The organism is Streptomyces sp. NPDC005070 (assembly GCF_053600395.1).
This window is the reverse complement of record NZ_JBSFZS010000209.1, coordinates 1-7,569: the sequence shown is the minus strand read 5'-3', so window position 1 is coordinate 7,569 and position 7,569 is coordinate 1. Positions and strand designations below refer to the sequence as shown.

At 73.3% G+C, this 7,569-nt stretch carries 7 protein-coding genes and 1 pseudogene; 3 read left to right on the top strand and 5 right to left on the bottom strand.

What is annotated here, in order from left to right; all coding sequences use genetic code 11:
- Positions 1-94: 94 nt before the first annotated feature.
- Together ACWEBX_RS35655 and ACWEBX_RS35650 are read right to left on the bottom strand one after the other, a co-directional pair.
- A pseudogene (locus ACWEBX_RS35655) lies at positions 95-223 on the bottom strand (class F sortase); the annotation flags it as partial.
- Between the two features lie 167 nt (positions 224-390).
- On the bottom strand, positions 391-909 hold the full coding sequence (locus ACWEBX_RS35650; protein WP_451888903.1) for a hypothetical protein: 519 nt from the start codon (positions 907-909) through the stop codon (positions 391-393).
- Between the two features lie 548 nt (positions 910-1,457).
- Between ACWEBX_RS35650 and ACWEBX_RS35645 the strand changes: the two genes are divergently transcribed.
- Positions 1,458-2,057, top strand: a complete 600-nt coding sequence (locus ACWEBX_RS35645) for a dihydrofolate reductase family protein (RefSeq protein ID WP_451888902.1) — start codon at positions 1,458-1,460, stop codon at positions 2,055-2,057.
- A 118-nt stretch (positions 2,058-2,175) separates the two neighbouring features.
- On the opposite strand, the gene ACWEBX_RS35640 is transcribed toward ACWEBX_RS35645, so the two are convergent.
- Positions 2,176-3,819, bottom strand: a complete 1,644-nt coding sequence (locus tag ACWEBX_RS35640; protein ID WP_451888901.1) for a M4 family metallopeptidase — start codon at positions 3,817-3,819, stop codon at positions 2,176-2,178.
- Positions 3,820-4,004: 185 nt separating this feature from the next.
- On the opposite strand from ACWEBX_RS35640, the gene cutA reads away from it, so the two are divergent.
- Both cutA and ACWEBX_RS35630 read left to right on the top strand, forming a co-directional pair.
- Entirely contained in the window at positions 4,005-4,331 is a 327-nt protein-coding gene (cutA, locus tag ACWEBX_RS35635) for a divalent-cation tolerance protein CutA (protein ID WP_451888900.1), read from the top strand.
- Positions 4,328-4,792 carry a gamma-glutamylcyclotransferase family protein gene (locus ACWEBX_RS35630; RefSeq protein ID WP_451888899.1) on the top strand — a complete coding sequence of 155 codons (465 nt, stop codon included), beginning with the start codon at positions 4,328-4,330 and terminating at the stop codon, positions 4,790-4,792. The genes cutA and ACWEBX_RS35630 overlap by 4 nt, the downstream gene beginning before the upstream one ends.
- A 55-nt stretch (positions 4,793-4,847) precedes the next feature.
- On the opposite strand, the gene ACWEBX_RS35625 is transcribed toward ACWEBX_RS35630, so the two are convergent.
- Positions 4,848-5,030 (bottom strand): twin-arginine translocation signal domain-containing protein, encoded by a 183-nt coding sequence (locus ACWEBX_RS35625; protein ID WP_451888898.1) that lies wholly within the window; start codon positions 5,028-5,030, stop codon positions 4,848-4,850.
- A 147-nt stretch (positions 5,031-5,177) separates the two neighbouring features.
- Positions 5,178-7,358 (bottom strand): molybdopterin oxidoreductase family protein, encoded by a 2,181-nt coding sequence (locus ACWEBX_RS35620; protein WP_451888897.1) that lies wholly within the window; start codon positions 7,356-7,358, stop codon positions 5,178-5,180.
- Positions 7,359-7,569: the final 211 nt, after the last annotated feature.

Below are 7,569 nucleotides of genomic sequence, written 5' to 3'. Positions count from 1 at the left end.
GGTTGCCGGGGATTATGATTACTGCGATATGTCACGCATAAGTGGATCTACAAGCTTCATCCATGTTAGTTCCTTTCGGGAGAAGCTTCCCGGAGGCCGCCGCCTGCGCCGCGGACGGCTGGGGCGGCGGGTGCGCCTCGGCGCCGCGGCCCAGCAGCCAGGCACCCGAGCAGAGGGCGCCGACCGTGACCGACGCTATGACGGCATTGCTGACCCGGCGCACGCGAGCCTCCTCACGGGATTCCTTCCGGGGCGGGAACGGCCGGCGCCCGCGACGGCCGTGGGGTGTGCTGAAGGGGCCGGTCCCTTCCCCCTCCGGGCCGCGAGGGGCGTCGGGCCACGGAGGGGGAGGGACGGCGGTACCGGCGGACGGACAGCGGAGGGTGTCCGTCAGATCCCGTCGCCTCTCGCCCGGCGATGCAGGAGCCAGGTACCGCCCGCGGCGGCGACGGCCAGCGCCGCCACTCCCGCCGCGGTCTGTACGGGGTCGGGGCCCAGCGCGCCGCCGACACCCGTGTCCACATGCCCGCGCGGCTGGACCTGCTCGCGCGTGGCGGCCAGCGTCACCAGGAGGTCGCCGGTGACGCGTCGGCCGTGGGAGCACGTCGCGACGATCTCGTACGTTCCCGGCTGCGCGCTCGGCGGAACCTGGAACTGGCCGATCGCGTCGTGCTCGTGCGCGCTGGCGGCGAGCGTGAAGGTACCGCCGCCCACCGCGTCGGCGTCCCCGCTCGCGGTGCCGTCCGAGCCGCACGCGGCCGTGTTGACGGTGACGTCGGCGCCCGGGACGACGCTGGAGGGGAACACCTCCAGACTTCCGGTGTCCCCGCCGTACACGGGCGCGGCGGCGAGCCCCGCGACGGCGACGGCGAGCGCGGTACCGGTCAGCAGACGGGCGGTACGTCGCATCGTGCCAGCTCCTCCGAGGGGGCGCGGCCCGCGGCACCCCCAAGTGCCGCAGCGTCGGTCGCACCCCTGCGTTTCCGAGGTAAGTGGCACATGACCGGGGGCGCTCTCTGATGGGGCGTCAGAAATGATGTGAACGGGTGTCAGACGGGAGGCCGGAAGGGGGAGCGGGGTCCGGCATTCCGGCAGGTCACCGGTCTGTGCCCGGTGTACCGGGCACGCGAATCGGAAGGGGCCGGGGCGCGGGTGTGAATGGGTGACCGGGTTCGCCCGCCGCTGCTCGGCCCGTCCGCTCCGCCCGCCCGCCCGTCCGCCGGTCGGGGGTCGGTGCTCGGGGGTGAGGGCGCGGACCGGTCCTGGTCGCCGGCCGGGAGGCGTGTCAGGGTGTTTCAGAGTGTGCGGCACGTCACACCGCGGCGTCCGGAGGGCGCGATGATTCCCGGGGGGTCCGCCGGTCTTCCCCGATGTGACCCGGACGCGTGCGACGGTTGAGCGCGCGACGCGGCCGCGAACGCGTGACGTGGTCGAGACAGCGACGAGGAGCGAGTCCCATGCGCATCGTGATCAGTGAGTTCATCAGCCTGGACGGCGTCGTGCAGGCGCCGGGCGGCCCCGAGGAGGACACCGACGGAGGCTTCGCGCACGGCGGCTGGTCCCACCCGTACTTCGACCCGGAGGTCGTGGGCGGCGCGTTCGCGGCCGGGCTCTCCAGTGCCGAGGGGCTGCTGTTCGGGCGCCGCACCTGGCAGACGATGGCCGGGGCGTGGCCCGAGCGGGCGGGCGACCCGTTCGCGGACCGCATGAACTCCCTGCCCAAGTACGTGGTCTCCGGCACCCTCGGCGAGGCCGAACTGGCGGCCTGGGACAACACCACGCTCATCCCGGCCGGCGAGGCCGTCGCCCGGATCCGTGAGCTGCGCGCGGCCGACGGCGGCGACCTCGCGATGATGGGCAGCCCCACCCTCGTCCGCACCCTGCTGGCGGAGGGCCTGGTCGACGAGCTCCAGCTCATCCGGATGCCGGTGATCCTCGGCGGCGGAAAGACGATCTTCCCCGCGGACGGGATGAAACGCGCGCTCGAACACGTTTCCACCGTCACCGCGAAGACGGGTGCGGACGTGAGCGTGTACCGGCCGGTGCGGGAGGACTAGGACCCGCCGGGGGCGGACATGCTCATGGCGAGCCGTGGGCAGGCGAACCTGACGGCGCCTGCCCACGGCGACCGGGAACTCCCCGTGGCCGGAGCGGCCGGAAGGCGTCCGGCGCGGGTCAGCCCACGGAGACCGCCGACCAGGCCGCGGCCACGGCGGCGTACTCGGCGCTGCCCGCCCCGTAGAGATCCTTGGCCGCGTTCAGCGTGGCGGTGCGCGCTCCCGCGTACTTCGTGGACGAGGTCATGTAGACCGTCAGCGCGCGGTACCAGATCCTGCCGACCTTGTCGTGCCCGATGCCGGTGACCGTGGCGCCGTTGCAGGTGGGGGAGTCGTAGGCGACGCCGCCCACGGTCTTCGCCCCGCTGCCCTCCGAGAGCAGATAGGCGAAGTGGTTGGCGACGCCGGACGAGTAGTGGACGTCGAGGTTGCCGACCGAACTGCTCCAGCAGTCCGCCGAGTTGCCGTCCTTGGAGGGCTTGTCCATGAAGCGGAGGGCGGGTTTGCCGAAGCCCGGGCGGACGATCTTCTCGCCGATCAGATAGTCGCCGGGGTCCGAGGCGTTGGCCGCGTACCACTCCACCATGGTCCCGAAGATGTCCGAGGTCGCCTCGTTCAGGCCGCCGGACTCGCCCGAGTACGTCAGCGCGGCCGTCTTCGAGGTCACCCCGTGCGACATCTCGTGCCCGGCGACGTCCAGCGCGACCAGCGGTCCGAACGTCGAGCCGTCACCGTCGCCGTACGTCATGCAGAAGCAACTGTCGTCCCAGAAGGCGTTGTTGTAGTTCTTGCCGTAGTGGACGCGGTTGTACGAGCCCTTGCCGTCGCCCGCGATGCCGTTGCGGCCGTGGACGTTCTTGTAGTAGTCCCAGGTCGCGTCGGTGCCGTACTGCGCGTCCACCGCCGCGGAGGAGCGGTCCGCGGCCGTGCCCGTGCCCCAGTGGTTGTCGGCGTCGGTGAAGAGCGTCGCGGGCGCCCGGCTGATGCAGATCCCGAAGATGCACAGGTCCGTCTTGTTCGCCGCGTCGCCCGTGTACGTGTTCCCGCGCGTCGGATCCTTGAGCTGGTACGTCGATCCGGACGCGGTCGTCTCCAGCGGAACGGTGCCGCCGTAGAGGGAGGTGCCGTCGCCCGTCGCCGTCTCGACGCTGTCCCACGCGTCGATCCGCGCGCCGGTGCGGGCGTCGGTCAGGACCGTGCGCGCGACCGGGTTGCCGAGTCGGTCCCGGCCCACCGCGTCGGTGCGCCAGGCGAGCCGCGGAGTGCCGTGCAGGGCGTCGACGATCAGCCGCGGTCTGGCCGTGACCTGCTTCAGCGCCTCGCCGGGGTTGGCGGCGCGCAGCGCGTTCACCGCGAGGCCGGCCGCCTTCGCGCCGGAGAGCTCCGGGGTGACGCTGGTCAGCGAGATCGCCTTCGGCGTCGCGCGGTCGGCGCCGCGGTACGAACCGTCCCGTGTCAGGTGGACCACGAAGTCGCCGCCGAGCACGGGGAGTTCGCGGTAGGTCCGGTCGTAGCGCACGTGCTGGGTGCCGTCCTTGTCGACGACGACGTCCCGGACGGTGGTGCCCTGGGCCGAGGTGAGACCCAGGTTCGCGGCGTGGGCCGCGAGCACCGAGGCCGCGTTCTCGATCGCGGTCGCCCGGGTCGGCGCGCTGTCGGCGTTCGCGGCCGGGGCGAGCGCGGCGGCCAGCAGGGTGGCCGTGGTCACCGCGGCGCCGGCGGTGGCGAGAGAGGAACCGCGGATGTGCCGTATTCGACTCATCGGTCTCCTTGGGGAGGTGCCTCGGGGAGGCGTGTGGGGGAAGGGTGTGGGGGAGAGGGCCTGTGGGGAGGCACGGAAAGCCGCTCCGATTTAAAGGTGCATGACATGTCATGTCCATAGAGGCGACCGGGTGCGTGCGGGATGCGGCGAGAATCGTTTCCGTACCCTCACGAATGGAGGCGCTCATGGAACTGCCGGCCTGCCTGGCCGTCCTGACCACGACGGACGCGGCGGAGAAGGCGGAAGCACTGGCCCGGGGCGCGGTGGCGGCGCGGGTCGCGGCCTGCGCCCAGATCTCGGGGCCGGTCACCTCGGTCTACCGCTGGCAGGGCGCCGTGGAGACGGCCTCCGAGTGGAGGGTCCAGTTCAAGACGACCGCCGCGCGCTACCCGGCGCTGGAGGAGTACCTCCTGGACGCCCACGACTACGACACGCCCGAGATCATCGCTACCCCGGTCGTGGCGGGAAGCGCGGACTACCTGCGCTGGCTGGAGGAGGAGACGGCCCCTTGAGCCCCGTCGACCCCTTCGGCGGCGGGGAGCCGCCGGGCGAGGGGGAGCTGCCCTTCTTCGTCTACGGCACCCTGCGGCCCGGCGAACACAACCACGACCTGTTCCTGCGCGGCCGTACCCGCTCCGAGGAGCCGGGGCGGATGCGCGGGCTGGTGCTGTACGCCGGGCCCGGATACCCGTACGCCGTCGAGGAGCCGGGTGGCGCGGTGTGCGGCGAGATCGTGACCGCGCGGCCCGGGGCGTACGAGGAACTCCTCGCGGCGCTGGACGAGTTGGAGGAGTACGTGCCGGGCGACGCGGCCGGCCTGTACGAGCGGGTCGCGCGGGACGCCGTGCGCGCGGACGGCGTCACGGTCGTGCGGACCTGGGTGTACGTCGCCTCGCCCGCGGTGGCCGCCCGCCTGCGCTCCGGCGGCGCATTGATCGAGGACGGCGACTGGCGCGGTCAGCGGGCGTCCTGACCCTCCGGCCCGGACCGTCCGGCGGGTCCGGGACCTTCAGCCGGGTCAGGGACGATCAGCCGGAGCCGGCCCCTGACTGCCGGGTGGGTTCGGGTGTGTCCGCTGACCGGGAGCCGGGGTGCGCACCCGGCTCGGGGGTCTTCTTCGAACAGGAGCTGAGCCCGATGCCCAGGGCGGCGCCGACGGCCGCCCCGGTGAGCGCGAGGACACGTCGTCGGGTCAAGTCGCGGTCGGCCATGGCCGCACCCTAGGGGCGGAAACGGCCCCGGCTCCGGGGGCGCACGGAACGGCCACCCGCACGGGTGCACACCGGGCACGGCAAGGATCGTGGCGCGCCCGCCCCGGGCGCGGCGGGGAACCGCGGCGCCCCGCACCGGGTGGGGCGTCAGTCCTCGCGTACCGCCTCCACCCGTACCGCGCACGCCTTGAACTCCGGCATCCGGGAGACCGGGTCGAGGGCCGGGTTGGTGAGCGTGTTGGCGCGGCCCTCTCCGGGCCAGTGGAAGGGCATGAACACGGTGTCGGGGCGGATGGCGGTCGTGAGCCGGGCCGGTGCGACGGCCCGGCCGCGCCGCGACACCACCGTCACGGCGTCCCCGTCCGCCGCGCCGAGCCGTTCCGCCAGCCGCGGATGCATCTCCACGAACGGGCCGGGCGCGGCGGCGTTCAGTTCGTCGACGCGCCGCGTCTGCGCCCCCGACTGGTACTGGGCCACCACCCGCCCGGTGGTCAGCAGCACCGGGTACTCGTCGTCCGGCTCCTCGGCGACGGGCCGGTGCGACACGGGAACGAACCGCGCACGGCCGTCCTCGGTGGCGAACCGGTCGAGGAAGAGCCGGGGCGTGCCCGGATGGAGCCCGCCACCGGAGCCGTCGCCGACCACGGAGCCGGCGACCACCCGATCCGCGTGCGGGACCGCCGGATCCGCGTCCGGGGTCTCCTCGGCAGGCCCGGGGTCCTCCTGGGCAGGGCAGGGCCAGAACACCCCGTTCTCCTCCGCCAGGCGGTGGTAGGTGATCCCCGAGTAGTCCGCCGGACCCCCCGCGCTCGCCCGGCGCAGTTCCTCGAAGACTTCCTCCGGGTCGGTGGGAAAGCCCTTCTCCACGCCGAGGAGCGCGGCGAGTTCGTGCAGCACCTCGAGGTCGGTGCGGACCCCCTCGGGAGGGCTGAGCGCGCGCCGGCGCAGCAGCACACGGCCCTCCAGACTCGTCGTCGTGCCCGTCTCCTCCGCCCACTGGGCGACCGGCAGGACGACGTCCGCGAGCGCGGCGGTCTCGGAGAGGACGACATCGGCGACCGCGAGGAAGTCCAGCGACTTCAGGCGGTCCTCGATGTGCGCCGCGCGGGGCGCGGACACCACCGGGTTCGACCCCATCAGCAGCAGGGAGCGGATGTCCGTCCCCATCGCGTCCAGGAGTTCGTACGCGCTGCGCCCGGGTCCGGGCAGCGTGGCGGGGTCGATGCCCCACACCTCGGCCACATGCTGCCGTGCCGCCGGGTCGGTGAGCTTGCGGTAGCCGGGCAACTGGTCGGCCTTCTGGCCGTGTTCGCGCCCGCCCTGCCCGTTGCCCTGCCCGGTGAGACAGCCGTATCCGGACAGCGGCCGCCCCGAACGCCCGGTGGCCAGGCAGAGGTTGATCCACGCGCTCACGGTGTCGGTGCCCTTGGACTGCTGCTCGGGCCCGCGCGCGGTCAGGACCATGGCGTTCTCGGGCTCGCAGAACATCCTGACGGCCTGGCGGAGTTGTGGAACGGACACCCCCGTGATCCGTTCCACGTACTCCGGCCAGTGCGCCATCGCCGCGGCCCGCGCCTCCTCCCAGCCGCTCGTACGGTCCCGGATGTACTCCGCGTCCGTACGCCCCTCGGCGACGACCAGGTGCAGCATCCCGAGTGCGAGCGCCAGATCCGTCCCCGGGCGCGGTGCCAGGTGCAGGTCCGCCTGCTCGGCCGTGCGGGTGCGGCGCGGGTCGACGACGATCAAAGTGCCGCCGTTCTCCTTCAGTTCGGTGACGAACCGCAGCGCGGGCGGCATCGTCTCGGCGAGGTTGGAGCCGACGAGGATCACACAGCCGGTCCGCGGGACGTCCTCCAGCGGAAAGGGCAGCCCCCGGTCGAGACCGAAGGCCCTGACACCGGCCGCCGCCGCGGACGACATGCAGAAGCGGCCGTTGTAGTCGATCTGCGAGGTGCCGAGGACGACACGGGCGAACTTCCCGAGGGTGTAGGCCTTCTCGTTCGTCAGCCCGCCGCCGCCGAACACCCCGCAGGCGTCCGGCCCGTGGTCCGCGCGCGTACGGGCGAGCCCCTCCGCGGTCCGGGACAGGGCCTCGTCCCAGCCCGCGGGCCTCAGGACGCCTCCGGTGCGGACGAGCGGAGAGGTGAGCCGCACCCGGGACGACAGCAGGGCGGGCGCCGTCCGTCCCTTGCCGCACAGCGCGCCCCGGTTCACCGGGAAGTCCGCGCGCTCGGTCACCGCGACGCCGCCGCCCGGCGCGGGCGTCAGGTTCATCCCGCACTGCAGGGCGCAGTACGGGCAGTGGGTGGGCGTCACGGAGGCCGTCATGGCCCCAGCCTGCGGCGGGCGTGTTACGCGCCGGGGAGGCAGGCGTTACGCCACCGGGGCGGACATCTCCCGTCCGCGCCGGGCCCGCGGTGAGATCTCCCGCTGCGGACGCCCTGCGCTAGGGCCTGTCTGACAATTCCCGTCTGCCCGGCGACGCCATGCACGCTCCCCCAAGCTCTTCGAGCAGGGGGGACCCCCACTCGCCGCACCG